The following is a 17,300-nucleotide window of genomic DNA, read 5'->3' as shown; positions in this document are numbered from 1 at the left end:
TATCGTGAATAGCACCGGAACCCATTTCTTCGCAAAATTCATCGCAGAAAGGCAGGACCCCGAGACATTCGAGATGTTCCGACTGGGAACATAGCCGAAAATGGGCCCGAATTCGGCACTCACGAGTATAAATATAAGGTTATGAAATTCCAATTGATGAGATGACACTAAGCGCACATGGCTCCGAAAAAACTTGCTTGCATCGTCGGCCTCATTTCAACCCTTGCGGCATGTGGCGGTGGCGGTAGCGTATCGGCGCCCACCAATGCTGCAGCTTCGATTGCGGTTCCGGCATCGGTTGCCGCGGCGCTCCCGGGCTACAAGATCTCCGTGTTTGCACAGATTCCCGGCAAGCTGCGCCCCGATGACCTTCTCATGCACGGCAACAACCTCTTCGTGATTGCGCAGGACAACAATAACAATCCGGACGGCACGGCTGTCGCCGGGACCTCGCCGCAAAGCGAAGTGATCGAATACGATAAGAACGGGAATATCGTCCGGACTTTCAACGTACCGGGTCACCCCGATGGGCTGATGGAATACGATTCGCACACCGTATGGGTCAGCACCAACGAAGACGCGAGCCCCATGCTGATCGTGATCGACACGACGGCCAATACCCAGCAAACACTCACCCCGGACGTTCCGCCGATACATGGCGGGGGGCTGGACGACATGAAAATGCTCAATGGTGTCGTGTATGCGGCCGCCTCCAATCCCAATCTGAGTGCCGCGACGGCGACAGCGCCCAACGGTGTGAGCTCGGTGCCGTCGGTCTATAGCGTGACGCTGAATCCGGATCATCAAACGTTCCATCTGACGCCTGCGCTGATGGGTAACGCAACGGCGACGAACATCCCCACCAATACGCAAGTGACGCTCAATATGACCGACCCGGATTCGATGGCGATCGATCCGAGCGGCAATCTGGTTGTGGATAGCCAGCAGGATTCGGAGCTGGTGTTCGTCGCGAACCCCGGTGCGAATCAGTCGGTAAGCGTGCTGCCGCTGACGCTGTACGGCAACGCATGGCCGGTCGACGACACGCGTTGGGCGCCGTCGGGCAACTCGTTCATGTTGCTGGCGGACAATTCGGCACAGTTGGTCTATCGCATCGACGCAACCGCTGGCTTCACTGCCGGTACCGCATACAGCGCCGGCCAAGGCACGCTCTTGCAGGTGAACACCTCGACGGGCGTGATGACGCCGATGTTCACCGGGATGAAAACGCCGCATGGACTGATCTTCGTCGGCGAGTAAACCGCCTGGCGGCGCCCGCTGCAGCCCCACACGCAACGACCCAACGTTGCCATTCGCTCCACTGCGGATTGTGGACTCGCCTTGGGGAAACCGGGTCATCAAGGGTCCCCGTGGGCCACGGCGAGCTAGCGCGCGCCGTGGCCCTGCACCGGCTTACTGCTTCGTCAGTTGACCGTAGGCGATCTCCAAGTTATCCGCAGCCTTGATCAGATAGACGACCGTCCGCTTGTACAACGTCGTGCTGCCGGTAACGGGCACGAACTTGATCGCTGCGTTACCTGAGTAGGTCACGCCCGAACGCAACGAGCAGGTGCTCGCCGTGCCGGTCAAGGTCATCGTGTAGAGGTTCTTGTTCGAGCCCGCCGTGGTCAACGCCAGCGTGCCCGTGACACCGCAGCCGAGAATCGAGCCGGTGAAGCCACCGGCATTGTCGACCGTGATCGTCGTCGAAGTTTGTGCCCACGTCCCCGCGACGCTCGACTGGGTGACCGCGAGCGCATTCGCCGGGTCGTACGTCAGCGCCAGGTTCACGGTGCTGCCGTTGGCCACGTAGCTGCCCGTCAGGGTCTGGTTCGCGGCGATTGTCCCACTTCCCGACGCAGCCGTGTAGCGAAAGCCGCCGACCGTCTCGAAACCGGTGGTCAAGGTCCAGTTCGACGTAGCGGTGGAGATCGTCCCGAAGAAGGTCGCCGTGACGATGGAGAACAGGCCATTGAGGTAAGAGAGGTTATTGGCCGGGTCCACGAAGGCCGTCATGTTGGACGTGCCCGATTGCGTCCAGAGGCCTTCGGAACCGTTGCCCGCTGCAGCCGTCGAACCGGCCTGCGGGGACGTCAGACTCGGCAGTGCCTCACCCGTCAAGGCCGGCGCCGACGCGGCCGCGGGTGCGCTCGCGGTGGCCGGTGCGCTCGCAGAGGCTGGTGCGCTGGCGCTTGCCGGTGCGCTGGCCGATTGGGCGGTCGGCGTGCTGCTATCGCCACCTCCTCCGCCGCCGCACGCAGCAAGCGTCAATGAGCCCAGCATGGAAACGAGTAGAAGTGATTTGGATTTCATTTTCATTTTATTAGTTCTGGATGCGGATTCTCAATGCCGCAATATGATTAATCGGATCTCGATATACCCTGCGCAAAATCGCGCAATCATGTAAACGGCAGTAAAATAAAAGTCTTTAACGCTTACCGAAGAACCGCTTTTCAATAATGCAGGCTTGAAGGACAGCATTTTTTGCGATTCACGTCGGCATTGGTACGATGCTTATTATTCGTAACGCATAGCACGCGCTCGCTTCAAATAAGAACATCTGTATTGATATCAATGATCTGGAACAGCTAAACGGCTGGCGCACCGGAAAAAGTCGAAACGAAACTGGCGCACTGGTAAAGTGCCCGTGATTTCGTTGCTCCCCTAACGCATGCACCCACCTCGCGACGCCGCAATGCCGTTCAAGCCAAATCCTGGAGGCGTCCGCGCCTCGATCGCGCACAGCACACCGTATCGTCCGGCCGTCGCGGCCGTCGCTGCCCTGAGCCTCTCCTTGCAGGGGTGTACGCTGCGCGGTGCGCCGTCGTATGAAATCTTCGGCGCCTATTTCCCGCTCTGGCTATTGAGCGCGGTAGTCGGGTTCGTCGGCGCACTCATCGCCCATCGGATCTTCGTCTCCACGGGGTGGGCGCAGATCGTCCCGTTTCAGCTCTCTGTCTGCGTGGCCATCGGTCTGACGGTCGCCGTGCTCTTCTGGCTTTCGGGAACAGGACAGCTTTTATGAAAATCGCCGGCTTGCGTAAAGCCTCTGTCAAAGGCCGCGTGATCGCGGGCGTGATCGTCGTGCTCGGCGTCGCGGCGGCCTGGTACGGCTATGACCGGACCACCCGGTTTCCATCAACCGACGACGCAACGATCGACGCCGACGTCGTACACGTCGCGTCACCCGTCGGCGGCCGGATCATCCGGCTGGCGGTAGAGGAGAATCAGCGGGTCGCAAAGGGCGACGTGCTCTTCGAGATCGATCCTGTGCCTTATCGGCTGGCGGTCGCGCAAACCCAGGCGGATCTCGAACTGGCCCGCGCGGCGCTCGAAACGCGGCGCAGGTCGATTGTCGGTGAGCGCGCCAATGCAGTCATCGCCGGCGACCAGACCGGCAAGGCGGCACACAACTACGAACTGGCCTCGCGCACCGTGCAGCGGCTCACACCGCTCGTGGCGAAGGGCTACGTGCCGGTCCAGCAACTGGATCAGGCGCAGGTCGCGCAGCGCGATGCGGCGTTGTCGCTGAAGCAGGCGCAGGAGCAGAAGCAGGCCACCGCGCAGACGATCGGCGACGAAGCAGGCGCCGTCGCCACGGTGCATGCGCGCGAGGCCGCCCTCGCGCTCGCGCAGCGCAGCCTCGACGACACCATCGTGCGCGCGCCGCAGAATGGCTTCGTCACGGGGCTATCGGTGCTGGCGGGCGAGACGATCGCGCCGCATCAGTCGATCTTCACGCTCGTGCACGCGGACGAATGGTTCGCCGTCGCCAACTTCCGGGAAGGGGCGCTCGCGCGGATCCAGCCGGGAGATTGTGCAACCGTTTATTCCATGATCGACCGCAGCCAGGCGATTCGCGGCGAGGTGGTCGGCATCAGCGCGGGCGTGGCCGATTCCGACCGGATCAATCTGCCGCGCACCTTGCCGATCGTCCAACAGTCCGTGAACTGGGTGCGGGTTGCCCAGCGCTTTCCCGTGCGGGTGCGGCTCGACGAACCGGCCGCCCGGCTGGCGCGAATCGGTGCAAGTGCGATCGTCGAGGTCCGGCATGGCGCAGCCTGCCGGTGATCTTGCCCGACCGGGCCCCGCCGATATCCTGAAGCTGCTTGCGCCCTATCCCGGGCGCGCGGCGATGGCAACCCGCATCGCGCTGATCTGCGCGCTGACGGCGTTCGTGACGAGCGCCTACGGCACGCCGGAAGCCGCGATTTCCGCCTATGTCGTGTTCTTCCTGAACCGGCCCGACCGGGTCTTGAGCGTGGTGCTGGGCTCGGCGCTACTGGTGCTGGTCACGGTGCTCATCGGAGTGGTCATGGTGGTGGCCATGTTTGCGCTCGACGATCCCATGTGGCGGGTGGCGTGCATCGCGGGACTATCGTTCGGTCTGCTGTTCGTGACCTCGGCGAGCAAGCTACGGCCGGTGGGCGCGATCATCGCGATGATCGTCGGCTTTGCGCTCGACGAGCTCGGCAGCGTACCGTTCGGCGAAGTAGCGACGCGCGCCCTGCTCTACGTCTGGCTGATGGTCGCGATTCCGGTCGGTGTCTCGATCGGCGTCAACCTGTTGATCGCGCCGTCGCCGCGCAAGCTCGCCGGCCGCGCGCTGGCGAAGCGTCTGCGGCTCGCGGCCCAGAGCCTCTCCGAACCCGGGGTGACGGCCGGCGCACTCAGCGAATGCCTGCACGAGGGCGACGCGGAAATCGGCACATGGCTCAAGCTCTCGGTGGTCGACGGGTCGTCGGTGCGTGACGATGTCGGGCCGCTGCGGCAGGCCGTGTCATCGACGCTGGCGATTCTGGTCGCGGCCAATCTGGCGGCCAGCGAACCGTCGGGGCGGCTGCCGGCATCGTTCGCCGCGCCGATTGCCGAGACGCTGGAGAACATGGCCCGGATGCTCGATGCAGGTGGCTATCCAGTCGACATCGAACTCAAGCTGCCCAGCATGACCGAACTGACGCCGCTCGCGCGACTCGTCGTTGAGGATCTGCGTGATGCGATCACCCGCTTCGCCGTGGTCGAAGCGCAAACCGATGTCGAAGGCGAAAGCAAAGTCGAATCCGGCGCGCGAACCGAAGCACGAACCCAAGCGCAAGTCGAAGGCAAGACCACGCCGCCACCTGCGGCCAAGCGCGGCGGGTTCTTCCTGCCGGATGCATTCACCAATCCCGACCACGTCCGCTACGCGTTGAAAACCACCGCGGCGGCGATGTTCTGCTACCTGCTTTATTCGCAGATCAACTGGCCGGGCATCCACACCTGCTTCATCACGGTCTACATGGTGTCCCTCGGCACCACCGCCGAGACCGTCGAGAAGATGACGCTGCGGATCGCCGGGTGTCTCGTGGGCGCGGTCCTGGGCACCGCGGCAATCGTGTTCGCGACGCCGGTGCTGACGTCCGTCGCCGGGCTGATAGCGCTCGTGCTGATCGGTGCATGGCTGTCGGCGTGGGTCGCTTTCGGTTCTCCACGGATTGCTTATGCCGGCTTCCAGATCGCCTTGGTGTTTTTCATGTGCGTGTTGCAGGGCGCGGCGCCTGGCTACGACTTGACGGTCGCGCGAGATCGCACGATCGGGATCCTGATCGCCAATGTGGTCGTCTATCTGGTTTTCACCCGCGTGTGGCCAGTCACTGTGGCCGCGCGCGTCGACGCTGGGCTCGCCGCGCTGCGGCAACAGTGGGTGCGGCTGGCGGCGCTGCCTGATGCCGTCACGCGCCGGGCACAGGCCGCGAGCGCCATGGCTCAGTGCGGCGCGCTGGAACAGGACATCGCGCTGATGCATTACGAGCCGTCGTGGGTTCGCCCCGAAGCGCAGTGGATCGCTGAACGCCGCAGCGCGCTGGCCAAGCTCGATGCGCTGGAAGGACCGATGTTCCTGCTCGCTGAACGTCGACCGGGCGATGCCGCGATTGAAGGCTGGCTTAAGCGGGTTGTGGGTGGGCTGGCGGTGTCGGCGGTGGAAAGTGACGTTTCAGCTGGTGCTATGGGTGCTACAGGCGTACAGGGCGCAGGCGGCACTGTTGTCACCGCTTTGCCCGCCGGGCAAGATCCGGATTTACCGGAAGCAGCAGCCAACGACGACACACGCACCGCTTTACTACTCCTCGGCGATGCACGCCTCACTCAACTCGAACACGCTGCGTCGAACGACGCGGCGAAGGAACTCACGGCTCATGCGTCGGCTTAACCCTCCATTCGCACTGGCGATCCTGGCCGCGGCGGGTTTGGCCGGATGCGCCACGTCGTCCCTCGACATGGCGCCGGACAGTCCCGACCGTCCGTGGCAACCGCAGACGGATGCGGCCGGCGCGATTGTCCCAGGCCCGGCGGCGTTTGCTGGGCCGGCTAATTCAGCTAGCTCGGTTAACTCAGCGGCTTCGGCTGCTTCGGCTGCATCGGCTAACCCCGCCGCCTCCGCACGCAGCTACCAACTCCCCGCGAATCCCGCCCTCGCCGCCGTGCCGCCTCCACCTGCGCTCGACCAGGCGCATGCATACGATTTACCCGAACTGATCGATCTGGCGGAGTCAGCGAATCCGCTAACCCGCATCGCCTGGAACGACGCGCGCAATGTGGCGCTCGCGGCCGGCATCGCGAAGAGCGCGTACCTTCCGCAACTGTCGGTCGCGGCGATGGGGCAATACGCCGGCCTTCATAGTTCGAATTCATCCGTGCTCGGCGATTCGTCGGCGAGCATAACCGGGCACGGCACGACTTCGGTGGTCGCGCTGCAATGGCTGCTGTTCGATTTCGGCGGACGCGCCGCGCGTGTCGAAGCCGCGTCGCAGGCATCGGTGATGGCGAACATCGGCTTCACCGCGGTCCATCAACAGGTCATTTTCGACGTCAGCGTGGCGTTCTACGCGTACCAGGCCGCGCGCGCCCGCATCGCCACGACGCAACAGGGTCTCGACAATGCAGAAGCGATCCTGGCCGCGGCACAGTCGCGCTACAAGCATGGCATCGGCACCGTCATCGAAGTGGCGCAGGCCAACCAGAACCGCGCGCAGGCCAGGCTCGCACTCGTCCAGGCCCAGGGTGCGGAAAGCAACAGCTACCTCGCGCTGATTGCCGCGATGGGAATTTCTCCGCTCTCGAAGCCCAGGATCGCGGAGATGCCCGCGCACACACTCCCGGCGATGACGAACGATTCGATCGACCGGATCGTGTCGTCCGCCATCGCCCGTCGCCCGGACGTGTTAAGCGCCTATGCGGCCGAACGGGTCAATCTGGCGAAAGTGAAGGCGGCCGAGTCGGACTTCATGCCGAAGGTATTCGTCTCGGCGACAGGGGCGTACAACACCGGCAGTTCGTCGATTTCGGCCGTTCCGGCCATCGGTCAGCAACTGCCGACGGTGAACCTGAGCGGCGGCCGCTACGGCGGCAGCGTGATCGTTGGTGTGACGATTCCGCTGTATGACGGCGGTTTGCGATCGGCGGTGCTCGCGCAGGCACGCAACGACGCCGACAGTGCGTCGACGCGCCTAACACGAAGCCGTGAAGAGGCGGTTCGGCAAATCGTTGCTGCGCAAAATACGCTGCAGACGAGTCTTGCCGCGCAGGCTGCGGCTAAAGAGCTGCTTGCCGCGGCGCAGACGACTTACAACGCCGCGTTCGACGCTTATCGGCAAAGTGTCGGCTCGGTGACCGACGCGCTGCTCGCGCAGAATCAATTGCTCGCGGCAAAAAACGCGGACGCGGATAGTTACAGCAGTGCATTGTCAGCAGCGGCAGCGCTTGCGCTGGCGACCGGGTCGGTTGAATCGATTCCGATGCGGGACAATTGGTGAGGAAGTTTCGATTGCTCCGGGGTTCCGATTGGCGCATGTTTTTTGCTTCATGAAAGTACCTGTTGCAACGCGACGGACAGGCGGGCAATAAGCCCGCCACGTGAGGGCATCTGCCCAGCCGACCCGCGGTGGAGGAGCTATGCGAGCAATCCATGACACGGTACACACGGTACGTATTGCAATTCTTACCGGAATGATTTCACTGCTTACCGCATGCGGCGGAAATGGAGGCTCGAGCAGCGGCAGTGGCACAGCCACTCCGCCGGGCGGCGTCAATCTGCAAGTCGTTTCGTTCGGCGACAGCCTCTCGGACGTCGGGACCTATGCGCCGATCGCTAGCGCGGTAGGCGGGGGGCGTTTTACGACCAATCCGGGTCAAGTGTGGACTCAGGACGTCGCGCAATACTACGGCGGCACGCTAAGCGCCGCGTTTACGATCGACATCACTCATAAGTTGAGCGCGCAAAGCGGTCTCGGCTATGCAGAGGGCGGCGCCACGGTCGCGACGCCGGCAAACCTGTACGACTTTCTTTCCGACGTGATCGGCAATGTCGAAATGCCGGCCAACCAGCAGGTTTCGAGCTATCTGACCACGCACGGGAGCTTCAATTCCGGTCAACTGGTGCTGGTCTGGATCGGCGCAAACGACGTGCTTCGCGCCGGTTCGCTGCCGGGGGCGGCGCCGACCGTGCAAACGGCGGCATCCACTCTCGCTCAGATTGTCGGGCAGATCGTTCAGAACGGCGCCACGCATGTGGTGGTGGTCAATGTGCCGAATGTCGGCCTGTCGCCCAAAGGCATCGCCTCGGCCGACGGCGGGGCCAATCTGACCCAGCTATCGCAACTCTTCAACGAGGACCTGAACGCTGCCTTGCAAGCCGATGGCCTGCAAGGCAAGGTCATCCTGATCGACTCTTATACATGGGTAGACCAGATCATCGCGAACTTTCAGGCCAACGGCTTCGCTGTGACAAACACCAGCCAGGCCTGCGACCCCACGAAAACACCGGATAACACAGCTTTGCTGTGCTCACCGCCGACCTACGTGACGTCCAATGCGGATCAAACCTATATGTTCGCCGATGACCTTCATCCGACGACCCATCTGCATGCGCTGTTCGCCCAGTACGTGGAGCAGCAGATCGCCCTGAGCGGACTAGGTCACTAAGCCTCGAGAATGCGGGACAATCGGTAAGGACGTGGTTTATCAGGCGCTGGATTTGCCGGCGCCGATATTAGAACGCGAACTACAGCGTCATTTCAGGCTGCCAGCAAGAAACTGCCCCAATCGTTCGCTTTTCGGATTGACCAGGATGTCTTGTGGATTGCCTTCTTCTTCGATTTTGCCCTTGTGCAGAAAGACCACGTGATTCGATACGTTGCGAGCGAATCCCATTTCGTGCGTGACCACGATCATCGTGCGCCCTTCTTCAGCCAACGCCTGCATGACTTTCAACACTTCGCCGACCAGTTCCGGGTCAAGCGCCGAAGTGGGTTCGTCGAACAGCATGACTTCGGGCTCCATCGCCAGTGCGCGTGCAATGGCCACCCGCTGTTGCTGACCGCCGGACAGATGGGCCGGATATTTGCTTTCCGTGCCGGCCGTGAGCCCCACCTTGGTCAGGTACTTGCGAGCCCGCGTCTCCGCTTCGGCCCGGCTCAAACCCAAAACGCTGACCGGCGCTTCGATGATATTTTCGAGCACGGTCATGTGCGCCCACAAGTTGAAGTGCTGAAACACCATCGATAGCTTGGCGCGCATTTTCTGCAGTTGCTTGCGATCGCTAACTTGCAATGCGCCCTTTCTGTCACGCTTCGTCTGGATCTCTTCCGCGTCGACGGTGATACGCCCAGAGCAAGGCTGCTCAAGAAAATTTATGCAACGCAAAAAGGTGCTTTTCCCCGAGCCGCTCGAACCGATGATACTGATGACATCACCGGCCTTTGCCTTGAGTGATACGCCCTTCAGAACCTCGTTGTCACCAAACTTCTTGTGTACGTCGTCGACAATCAGCTTATACATTCTCAATACACTCCATCTTGGCTGCGGGTAGCCAGTTAATGCCCTTGCGGCTTCAGAAAAGCCAGCAAGCGTGTTTCCATCCGGCGAAACGCCCATACCAGCGTAAAGACGATGGCGGCATACAGCACGGCAGCAATGCCGTACGCCTGGAAGGAAGCGTAGGTTGCGGAGTTGACGTCGCGCGTCACTTTCAGAATGTCAGGCACGGTGGCGGTGAAAGCGAGCGTCGTGGCGTGCAGCATCAGGATGACTTCGTTGCTGTAATTGGGCAGCGCTCGCCGCAATGCGGACGGCAGGACGATGCGGGTGTAGAGCTTGAATTTCGACATCCCGAAGGCCTGTCCGGCTTCGATCTCACCGTAAGACGTCGCCTTTATCGCGCCTGCAAATATCTCCGTGGCGTACGCACACTCGTTCAGCGTAAACGCGAGCAAGGTGCAATTCATCGCATTACGGAAGAAGGCATCGAGCAGTTCGTGCGAGTGAACGACCTGGAGGCTGTAGAGGCCTGTATAGCACAGCAGCAACTGAACGTAGAGCGGCGTGCCGCGGAACACATACGTATAGAGCCAGACCGGTCCGGAGATGAAGCGGTTACGCGACGCGCGCGCAACGGCAAGTGGAACGGCGAGACCGAAGCCCAGTCCGATCGACGCGACGAGGAGCCACAAGGTGATGACAAGACCGCTGTAATGATAGCCGTCGGTGTACAGATAGTTTTGCCAGTATTGCCTGACGAGTTCAATCACAGCGCTGCCCTCCGTACGCCCATCGAATAACGCTTTTCCAGCCAGATCAATACAAGGTTCGACACGGTTGTGATCACAAGGTAGATCGCACCCGCGGTCAACGTGAAAAAGAAGAACTGCAACGTACTCTTGCCCGCGTCCTGAGAGGCCTTGACCACGTCGGAGAGGCCGATGATCGAGACTAGCGCTGTGGCCTTGACCAGCACCTGCCAGTTGTTCCCGATGCCGGGCAGTGCGAAGCGCATCATTTGCGGGAACATGATCCGGCTAAATACTCGCCATGAACTCATGCCGTAGGCGTAGCCCGCCTCGAGTTGCCCGCGAGGAACAGCGAGAAAAGCGCCGCGGAATGTCTCGGTAAAGTAGGCCCCGTAGATAAAGCCGAGCGTGATAACGCCGGCAACAAACGGGTCGATGTCGATCTGATCGACACCCAGCCAGTCGGTCAGATTGTTGAGCAAAATCTGAATGCCGTAGAACAACAGCAGCATCAGCACGAGATCAGGAACAGCGCGAATCAGCGTTGTATAAACCGTGCCGATGTGGGACAGCACCCGGTTGGGCGACAATTTCGCCGCCGCACCGCCAAGGCCCAGCACAAACGAAGCAGCCAGCGACAACATCGCCAGCTTGATCGTTTCCCACATGCCCGCAAGAAGAAGCGGGCCAAACCCGTGAAATAACATGCTTACGTATCCTTGATGGCGAGGCGTTTGATCGCGCAGCGCATCTGTTCTTCACGGCTGATTTCTCGAGCTTGAACAGATGACGCCGCGCCGCCGCGCGGCGAGTGGATCGTGTGAATCTGCGAGAAAAGCGCTGAGCTACCGCTCAGCCGCCATAGACGTCGAAGTCGAAGTACTTCTTCTCGATCTTCTTGTAGGTGCCGTCCTTGATGATGTCGGCGATGGCCTTGTCAACCTTCACCTTCAGGTCGGCGTCGTCCTTGCGCATGCCGATACCCGCGCCATTGCCCAGTACCTTCTCGTCGACGATATCCTTGCCGGCGAACGCAAAGCCTGCGCCGCGCGGCGTCTTCAGAAAGCCGAGTTCAGCTTGCACTGCGTCTTGCAGCGCTGCGTCCAGACGGCCCGACAGCAGGTCGGTATAGACCTGATCCTGGTTCTGGTACGGCACGATCTTTGCTCCCTTCGGCTCCCAGTAGGTCTTCGCGTACGTTTCCTGGATCGTGCCCTGTTCGACACCGATCGTCTTGCCGGCCAACGATTGCGGCGTCGGCAGCAGCGGCGAGCCGGTCTTGGCGACGAGGCGCGTCGGCGTGTTGAACAGCTTCGCCGAGAAGGCAACCTGTTCCGCGCGTTGCGGGGTCATCGACATCGACGACAGCACGCCGTCGAATTTCTTCGCCTTCAGCGCGGGAATCATGCCGTCGAAGTCGTTTTCAACCCACACGCATTTGGCCTTCAGACGCGCGCAGATTTCGTTGCCGAGATCGACGTCGAAGCCGACGAGCTTGCCGTCCGTGCCCTTCGACTCAAACGGGGGATAGCTGGCATCTACGCCGAACCGCACGGTCGACCAGTCTTTTGCATACGCACCGGTTGCAACGGCGGCAAGCGCGATGCACAGGACAAACTTCTTCATAAACTCTCCAGAGATGGTCTTCGAGGCGCTGAACGGTGCAGGAGGCGGACTGCCCCCAACCCCGTGGATTCTGCCCAGCGATGTTGTATAGACAGGGTGATTTTTTGCTTCGTATGTGTCTGCATCACCGGATGTTGTATAGACAGCATAGTAGCGAGTCAACTTTCAACACCGCAACTAGGGTTTGCGCGCATGATGCGCGATTTACGCTCAAATTTGCGGGAGTTTACAAATAGCTACGACGAGCTGGATCAGCGCTACCCCTATGGAAATGACCTAAGTTGTATATACATATCGATCTTACCAACTCGCAAGCCCCTGTCTAGACAGGGTCTTCTTGGGTTTCAGCCGAACGCGACATAACCCGCCACGAGGATCATGCAGATGCCGAACACCCACCCCTGAATCTGCAAAGCAGGCGCTGATCGAAACCGGCGGAGAATCAACCGGCCTCCATATATCCATGGAAAGTGGCAAGCCACGCACACGAAAAGAAACGCAGCCGCGAGTTGGAAGACCTGTGCCGGAAGCGATTGCGCGGAATCGAGAAACTGCGAAAACATCACCAGAATCATCGAGTGAATCTTGGGATTGAGGATCACAGATAGAAATCCGTCCCCGGCACGAAGTCGCACACTGCCCTCTTCGCTGCTATTTGCCGATTCGGCTGACGAACGGAAAAATCCCCAGGCAAGATAGAGCAGATAGACGGTGCCCGCCCACTTGAGCACCATCTGGACTTCAGGGTGGCCATGCAACGCCTTCCCCAAGCCCATTCCATAGATCACGCACAGCGCCAGATTCGCCAACTCGAAGCCGGCCCAGAATGGAATCGAACCGGCCACGCCGAAGCGACCGCCAGCGGTCGCGAGAATAGTGTTGCCGGGACCGGGGCTCACGACCATGGGTACGGTGTAGCCAAAAAACAGGATCCAGATGTTCCATGAAATCATAAATAAACCTCATGTCGGCCAACAGTCGGGGACGGCACGTCCGTCCAGGGAGTGTGTGATTAGAAGCGACTTCCTCCTGGGTCACAAACGGGTTATCTTCATGCTCTCGATAAAACAAAGTAATCGACCGATCCATGCGACGCCTGCCCCCGCTCGGTGCGCTGCGTGCCTTTGAGGCTGCGGCGAGGCACCTGAGCTTTACCCGTGCTGCTGCTGAACTTTGTGTGACGCAGGCCGCCATCAGTCATCAAATCCGTCAGCTCGAGGATTGGCTAGGCACGCGCCTTTTCGAGCGTCGAGGACATGCGCTGAAGCTCACCGCAAAGGGCGAAAGCTATCTTCCGGAACTGGCCGGCGCGCTCGATCGCATCGCGGCGGCAACAGTGCGCCTAATGGAGCCTGATGAGCGACCGTTGCGCATTACCGTTTTGCCCTCGTTCGCTTCGCGATGGCTCGTGCCGCGTCTTGAAACGTTTCGCGCTTTGCATCCGGAAATCGACGTGCGCCTCGATAGTTCGGCAGATGTCTGGACATTTGCCACTGAACGCTTCGATCTTGGCATTCGCTCGGGACTCGGGAAATGGACAGGCCTGAAGGCTGATCTGATCGCTCGGGAAACATTGAGTCCGGTCTGTAGTCCGAAGCTCGTCGATGGGCCGCCCGCCATTCGTGTTCCGGCTGACTTACGCTACGTCCGCTTGTTGCACGATACGCCGAGGCAGGGGTGGCGACGCTGGTGTGACGAGGCTGGGGTGGATGGGTTCGACATGGATACAGGCGCTTCGTTTAACGACGCTGGCCTCGCATTGCAAGCCGCAGTGGACGGACAGGGGGTTGCGCTAGGCCGGCTCGTGCTCGCTCAGAACGATCTTCGTAGTGGCCGTCTGGTACGGCCTTTCGACATTGTGCTGCCCAACGACTACAGTTACTGGCTGGTCTATCCGTCGGCAGCACTGAACCGCCCCAACGCCGCGGCGTTCCGCACGTGGCTGTTGTCAGAGGCATGAGGAGACAGATGTCATGGAACGCGCTGAATTCCTCGCTGCCACCCGACAACTGGCAGCAGCCGCTGAGATTCTAGCCAAGGCCGGTCCACAAAATTTTCGGTCCGATACTTTCCAGATGCTCGCGTTTTTTCGCCAATACAACCATTCTGATCCCAGCTTGCATGCGGTCGTAACGTCCGACGACGCGCTTTTCGCGCGCACGGGTCACGCCGCACTCACTATGGCTGGACGTAATGAGTTTGCCGCGTCGCACGCGCTTCTCAAGCAGGCTCAATCGCTTTTGTCCGCCACGTGAAAGCAGCGGCCACGAGCACTGCGAGTAAAACAACGGAGACGCTCTCGTAAGCGCCCCCTCCTGCTCAAAGCATTCGTCGCAAGACGTCGTTCCGCGCGATCAACTGGTGCTTGATGACCGCGAGCACGTGCAGCGCGACCAACCCGGCCAGCAGTGCGCAACTCGCGCGATGCACGGTGAAGAGTTCGTCGGTCAGCGCGCCTTTCGGGAAAGGCGTGTGAATCTCGATCAGGCCGAAGAAGGAATAGCCGTTCGGGACCATCAAGAAGCCGCTCGCCAGCACCGCAAAGATCGTTACGTAAATCAAATTGTGGATGCCGGTTGCAAGCGTTCGCTGCCATCCGGGCGTACCGGGCAGCGCGCGAGGCTCGACCCGGACGAACTTCCAAACCACTCGTAGCGGAAAGAGCACGATCAGTACCGTAGCGATCGACATATTCAATCGCGACAGGAAATCGTGTACTGCTCCGCCAACAATGTGGGCCAGCGCGTAGCCGGCAACACTCGTATAGATAATGACGGCGGCGAAAACCCAATGGAAAAATCGCGCGAGGCCATCGTAGCGATCGTGGGCTCGCCCGCTCTTCGACTGGCATGTGTCGCGCCCGTCAAGACGACAGTTCTACGCGGCCGCGGCGCGAGGCTCGCTTGGTTGACCGCGGCCATGTGTTGCTTCTCGCGGCATCCAGTTCACAGACATGTTCAGGTCCAAAATCGTTAAGCCGTTTCGAAACGCCGATGCGCGTTCCGCGCATTGCTTGTTGCCTTGCGAACGCGGTCCGCGCTCAGCGCCAGGTTACCCAATCCCCCGTGCAGCAGCGCATCGTACCTATCGCGCATAGGCACGTCAATAAAAATGCAAATGACAATCATCCTCATTTACAAGTTTATTTATATGGCTTTCATCGGGCTTGCGCTCGACGCGCCGCCACACTTAGCGGCGACGCGTCAACAGTGTCTTCAGCGTGTCTATGCGACACGCCGGCCACACCTGATGGATTAGTGCGGCGCGACAACCGGTTGCTGGGCTGTTTCTGCTCCTACGCTCGTGGTGCCTTTGGCGGGCGTTTGTTTGCGCTGGCTTTCGTTCTTGTAGCCTGGGCGTCGGCATTCCTCGATCGCAATGGCAGGATTCCTACATATTGTGGCCGTAAAAGTGACAAACGTTTTCAGTTGGTTCAACTGGCGGTTGCAAAGGTCGAAGGCCTGCAATGCAAGTTTCTCGTACTGAGGCGTCTCGACAGGCGGGCGTAATGCGGGTTGGGATCGTTTAGAGGCTTTGGTCATGGAGCGATCTCCCTGAGCACTCACTCTTCACCGCGTCACTACATGCGCATGCGCGCCTTGAACGCGGCAACGAGGCGCGTCCGCTTGCTCTCTACTGCCTCCAGGCGAATGTGGGAATAACCGGCTCACGCGAGCGGTCTTGCATAGAGAGCACGCACAAGGCGCGGGCATCTAGCGCAGCGGAACGCATCGGCCCCGGACAACACGGCTCAGTGAACGTCCGTCATTCTTTCGCCCCTAGGCACAAGGAGTACCAACATGGAATCGGAATCGTTGAATCGGTGCGCTGACTCGCCACTACTCAGCCTCGTGATGGCAGGGGCAGTACTGATGGCAAGTTCAGCGAGCGTTTATGCGCAAGCCATGCCGGAGCCCGCTACCCATCAACTCACACGTGCAGAAGTTATGCATGAACTCGAAGAATTGGAGGCGGCGGGTTACAACCCATCCCAAGGTGACGATGGTTCGTACCCCGCCGATCTACAGGCTGCGGAAGAGAAGGTTGCCGCTAAACATCGAGCAGAAAGAGACGCGGTAATGAACGCGGGCCAGAACGGGCCGGCGAAGCCCTCGCCGTAAGATGCAGACGGTCGCTGACATGCCATCTACTAGACGCTTTCCTGGAGGCGATAGCCGACGCGACGCTGCGTAGTTCTAGCGCCCTCCTCCCATCGCTGTATCGTCTCTTGACCTGCATTGAGACCCAGCCTTCGGAAATGATACGAGCGCGGCGTGTCTAGTGGCTGCTCAGGCCGATGAACCGCCGATTCCAATCGCGACATGGAAGGCGGTTGATCGGCCTTATGCGAAGCTTTCCATAAGGCCGATCAAGCAACGTTCACCATCGCGAATTGAATGGCCGCTTCCTGAGTGGAAACAACGTCTGGATTCGTACCCGTCGCGCTACCGTTCTATTTAAATATTCAAGGCACTTCGACGGGCGTTGATCCTTGACGCGCAGTACCCCCGGTGCGAATGAAAGCGGTTCACACGGGTTTGTCGGACCGATCGGGCGTGCTTGTGCTCCATAGCACTTCGAACAGACTGCACTCGAACGCAAAGAACTCCGCGCTTTGAATGGACAGCGCGTAGTGCTCGGCCCGCGATGAAACGAAGGCCACGGTGTCGTCGTAGAGATAGGTCGTGATACCCACTTCGAAATCGGCGGGCGCGAAACGGAGTTCACGGAGATCGCGCTTCGACGATCGCCACAGATCGCGCGTATCGCCGGGGCCCGAGCGGATCACGCGCAGATTGATACCCGCACGGATGCGTCGCACCGCGACGTCCCTGATGACCTCAAAACCCGGCGTCTGAAACAGCTCGCTGTTAGACATCACCGCGCGCAACTCTTTACTCTGACATTCGAGCGTTTCGTTGAGCACAGTCTTGATCCCTTCGATACCCGTGAAATAGCGCACCCGCGGTTTTCCACCCGCTGAGTTGTGAATCGAGCGCAGCCGCGGGAGCACTTCCTGAACGAGCTGACGCTGCGCCTCGATACGCCTGAGCAGCGCGATCGGATCCTGCGGAATCACATAGCTGCGCGCGCCTTTCTGCACGGTCGCGACGAGTCCGTCGGCGAGCA

At 60.4% G+C, this 17,300-nt stretch carries 17 protein-coding genes and 1 pseudogene; 9 read left to right on the top strand and 9 right to left on the bottom strand.

Annotated features, from left to right (window positions below):
• The first annotated feature begins 177 nt into the window (after nt 1–177).
• Nucleotides 178–1,260: a hypothetical protein gene (locus GNZ13_RS42845; RefSeq protein WP_172176414.1), complete on the top strand. Its 1,083-nt coding sequence runs from the start codon at nt 178–180 to the stop codon at nt 1,258–1,260.
• A gap of 153 nt (nt 1,261–1,413) precedes the next feature.
• Here the strand turns inward: GNZ13_RS42845 and GNZ13_RS42840 are convergent, their stop codons facing one another.
• Nucleotides 1,414–2,313, bottom strand: coding sequence for a hypothetical protein (locus GNZ13_RS42840; protein ID WP_328807371.1), 900 nt, complete (start codon nt 2,311–2,313; stop codon nt 1,414–1,416).
• A 382-nt stretch (nt 2,314–2,695) separates the two neighbouring features.
• Between GNZ13_RS42840 and GNZ13_RS42835 the strand changes: the two genes are divergently transcribed.
• The 5 genes from GNZ13_RS42835 (at nt 2,696) to GNZ13_RS42815 (ending at nt 8,961) form a co-directional block, all read left to right on the top strand.
• Nucleotides 2,696–3,025: a hypothetical protein gene (locus GNZ13_RS42835; protein WP_172176410.1), complete on the top strand. Its 330-nt coding sequence runs from the start codon at nt 2,696–2,698 to the stop codon at nt 3,023–3,025.
• A complete protein-coding gene (mdtN, locus tag GNZ13_RS42830) occupies nt 3,022–4,071 on the top strand; it encodes a multidrug transporter subunit MdtN (RefSeq protein ID WP_172176408.1) in 1,050 nt (349 codons plus the stop codon). Before GNZ13_RS42835 ends, mdtN begins: the two co-directional genes overlap by 4 nt.
• Nucleotides 4,052–6,190, top strand: a complete 2,139-nt coding sequence (locus GNZ13_RS42825; protein WP_172176406.1) for an FUSC family protein — start codon at nt 4,052–4,054, stop codon at nt 6,188–6,190. Before mdtN ends, GNZ13_RS42825 begins: the two co-directional genes overlap by 20 nt.
• Complete coding sequence (locus GNZ13_RS42820; protein WP_172176404.1) at nt 6,177–7,793, top strand: TolC family protein; 1,617 nt, start codon at nt 6,177–6,179, stop codon at nt 7,791–7,793. The genes GNZ13_RS42825 and GNZ13_RS42820 overlap by 14 nt, the downstream gene beginning before the upstream one ends.
• Nucleotides 7,794–7,932: 139 nt before the next feature.
• Complete coding sequence (locus tag GNZ13_RS42815) at nt 7,933–8,961, top strand: SGNH/GDSL hydrolase family protein (protein ID WP_172176402.1); 1,029 nt, start codon at nt 7,933–7,935, stop codon at nt 8,959–8,961.
• An 87-nt stretch (nt 8,962–9,048) separates the two neighbouring features.
• Here GNZ13_RS42815 and GNZ13_RS42810 read toward each other — a convergent pair whose 3' ends face one another.
• The 5 genes from GNZ13_RS42810 to GNZ13_RS42790 all read right to left on the bottom strand — a co-directional run bounded on the left by GNZ13_RS42810 (nt 9,049) and on the right by GNZ13_RS42790 (nt 13,123).
• The gene (locus GNZ13_RS42810; protein ID WP_172176421.1) at nt 9,049–9,816 is read right to left on the bottom strand and encodes an ABC transporter ATP-binding protein; all 768 of its coding nucleotides are present in this window, start codon (nt 9,814–9,816) and stop codon (nt 9,049–9,051) included.
• A 35-nt stretch (nt 9,817–9,851) separates the two neighbouring features.
• Nucleotides 9,852–10,565 (bottom strand): ABC transporter permease, encoded by a 714-nt coding sequence (locus GNZ13_RS42805; protein WP_172176400.1) that lies wholly within the window; start codon nt 10,563–10,565, stop codon nt 9,852–9,854.
• Nucleotides 10,562–11,251, bottom strand: a complete 690-nt coding sequence (locus tag GNZ13_RS42800; protein WP_172176398.1) for an ABC transporter permease — start codon at nt 11,249–11,251, stop codon at nt 10,562–10,564. Before GNZ13_RS42800 ends, GNZ13_RS42805 begins: the two co-directional genes overlap by 4 nt.
• A gap of 145 nt (nt 11,252–11,396) precedes the next feature.
• On the bottom strand, nt 11,397–12,170 hold the full coding sequence (locus tag GNZ13_RS42795; RefSeq protein ID WP_172176396.1) for an ABC transporter substrate-binding protein: 774 nt from the start codon (nt 12,168–12,170) through the stop codon (nt 11,397–11,399).
• Between the two features lie 344 nt (nt 12,171–12,514).
• On the bottom strand, nt 12,515–13,123 hold the full coding sequence (locus GNZ13_RS42790; protein WP_172176394.1) for a LysE family translocator: 609 nt from the start codon (nt 13,121–13,123) through the stop codon (nt 12,515–12,517).
• A gap of 134 nt (nt 13,124–13,257) precedes the next feature.
• On the opposite strand from GNZ13_RS42790, the gene GNZ13_RS42785 reads away from it, so the two are divergent.
• Both GNZ13_RS42785 and GNZ13_RS42780 read left to right on the top strand, forming a co-directional pair.
• Complete coding sequence (locus GNZ13_RS42785) at nt 13,258–14,130, top strand: transcriptional regulator GcvA (protein ID WP_172176392.1); 873 nt, start codon at nt 13,258–13,260, stop codon at nt 14,128–14,130.
• Nucleotides 14,131–14,143: 13 nt separating this feature from the next.
• Nucleotides 14,144–14,425, top strand: coding sequence for a hypothetical protein (locus GNZ13_RS42780; RefSeq protein WP_236002429.1), 282 nt, complete (start codon nt 14,144–14,146; stop codon nt 14,423–14,425).
• A 64-nt stretch (nt 14,426–14,489) separates the two neighbouring features.
• On the opposite strand, the pseudogene GNZ13_RS42775 reads toward GNZ13_RS42780, so the two are convergent.
• Nucleotides 14,490–14,978, bottom strand: a pseudogene (locus tag GNZ13_RS42775) (cytochrome b); the annotation flags it as partial.
• A 446-nt stretch (nt 14,979–15,424) separates the two neighbouring features.
• The gene (locus GNZ13_RS42770; RefSeq protein WP_172176390.1) at nt 15,425–15,712 is read right to left on the bottom strand and encodes a hypothetical protein; all 288 of its coding nucleotides are present in this window, start codon (nt 15,710–15,712) and stop codon (nt 15,425–15,427) included.
• Between the two features lie 258 nt (nt 15,713–15,970).
• On the opposite strand from GNZ13_RS42770, the gene GNZ13_RS42765 reads away from it, so the two are divergent.
• Nucleotides 15,971–16,291: a DUF4148 domain-containing protein gene (locus tag GNZ13_RS42765; RefSeq protein WP_172176388.1), complete on the top strand. Its 321-nt coding sequence runs from the start codon at nt 15,971–15,973 to the stop codon at nt 16,289–16,291.
• Between the two features lie 407 nt (nt 16,292–16,698).
• Here the strand turns inward: GNZ13_RS42765 and GNZ13_RS53105 are convergent.
• Nucleotides 16,699–17,300 (bottom strand): TrmB family transcriptional regulator (locus GNZ13_RS53105; RefSeq protein WP_236002428.1); only part of this gene is annotated, 602 nt, incomplete at its 5' end.

The organism is Paraburkholderia elongata (assembly GCF_013177735.1).
Classification (GTDB): domain Bacteria; phylum Pseudomonadota; class Gammaproteobacteria; order Burkholderiales; family Burkholderiaceae; genus Paraburkholderia; species Paraburkholderia elongata.
Note: the sequence above shows the minus strand (reverse complement) of the source record. Positions and strands in the feature narration are given on the sequence as shown.

Bases quoted from the DNA above. Each gene is read 5' to 3' on its own strand.
- GNZ13_RS42845 (WP_172176414.1), top strand. From the start codon at position 178: ATGGCTCCGAAAAAACTTGCTTGCATCGTCGGCCTCATTTCAACCCTT.
- GNZ13_RS42840 (WP_328807371.1), bottom strand. From the start codon at position 2,313: ATGAAATCCAAATCACTTCTACTCGTTTCCATGCTGGGCTCATTGACG.
- GNZ13_RS42835 (WP_172176410.1), top strand. From the start codon at position 2,696: ATGCCGTTCAAGCCAAATCCTGGAGGCGTCCGCGCCTCGATCGCGCAC.
- mdtN (WP_172176408.1), top strand. From the start codon at position 3,022: ATGAAAATCGCCGGCTTGCGTAAAGCCTCTGTCAAAGGCCGCGTGATC.
- GNZ13_RS42825 (WP_172176406.1), top strand. From the start codon at position 4,052: ATGGCGCAGCCTGCCGGTGATCTTGCCCGACCGGGCCCCGCCGATATC.
- GNZ13_RS42820 (WP_172176404.1), top strand. From the start codon at position 6,177: ATGCGTCGGCTTAACCCTCCATTCGCACTGGCGATCCTGGCCGCGGCG.
- GNZ13_RS42815 (WP_172176402.1), top strand. From the start codon at position 7,933: ATGCGAGCAATCCATGACACGGTACACACGGTACGTATTGCAATTCTT.
- GNZ13_RS42810 (WP_172176421.1), bottom strand. From the start codon at position 9,816: ATGTATAAGCTGATTGTCGACGACGTACACAAGAAGTTTGGTGACAAC.
- GNZ13_RS42800 (WP_172176398.1), bottom strand. From the start codon at position 11,251: ATGTTATTTCACGGGTTTGGCCCGCTTCTTCTTGCGGGCATGTGGGAA.
- GNZ13_RS42795 (WP_172176396.1), bottom strand. From the start codon at position 12,170: ATGAAGAAGTTTGTCCTGTGCATCGCGCTTGCCGCCGTTGCAACCGGT.
- GNZ13_RS42790 (WP_172176394.1), bottom strand. From the start codon at position 13,123: ATGATTTCATGGAACATCTGGATCCTGTTTTTTGGCTACACCGTACCC.
- GNZ13_RS42785 (WP_172176392.1), top strand. From the start codon at position 13,258: ATGCGACGCCTGCCCCCGCTCGGTGCGCTGCGTGCCTTTGAGGCTGCG.
- GNZ13_RS42780 (WP_236002429.1), top strand. From the start codon at position 14,144: ATGGAACGCGCTGAATTCCTCGCTGCCACCCGACAACTGGCAGCAGCC.
- GNZ13_RS42770 (WP_172176390.1), bottom strand. From the start codon at position 15,712: ATGACCAAAGCCTCTAAACGATCCCAACCCGCATTACGCCCGCCTGTC.
- GNZ13_RS42765 (WP_172176388.1), top strand. From the start codon at position 15,971: ATGGAATCGGAATCGTTGAATCGGTGCGCTGACTCGCCACTACTCAGC.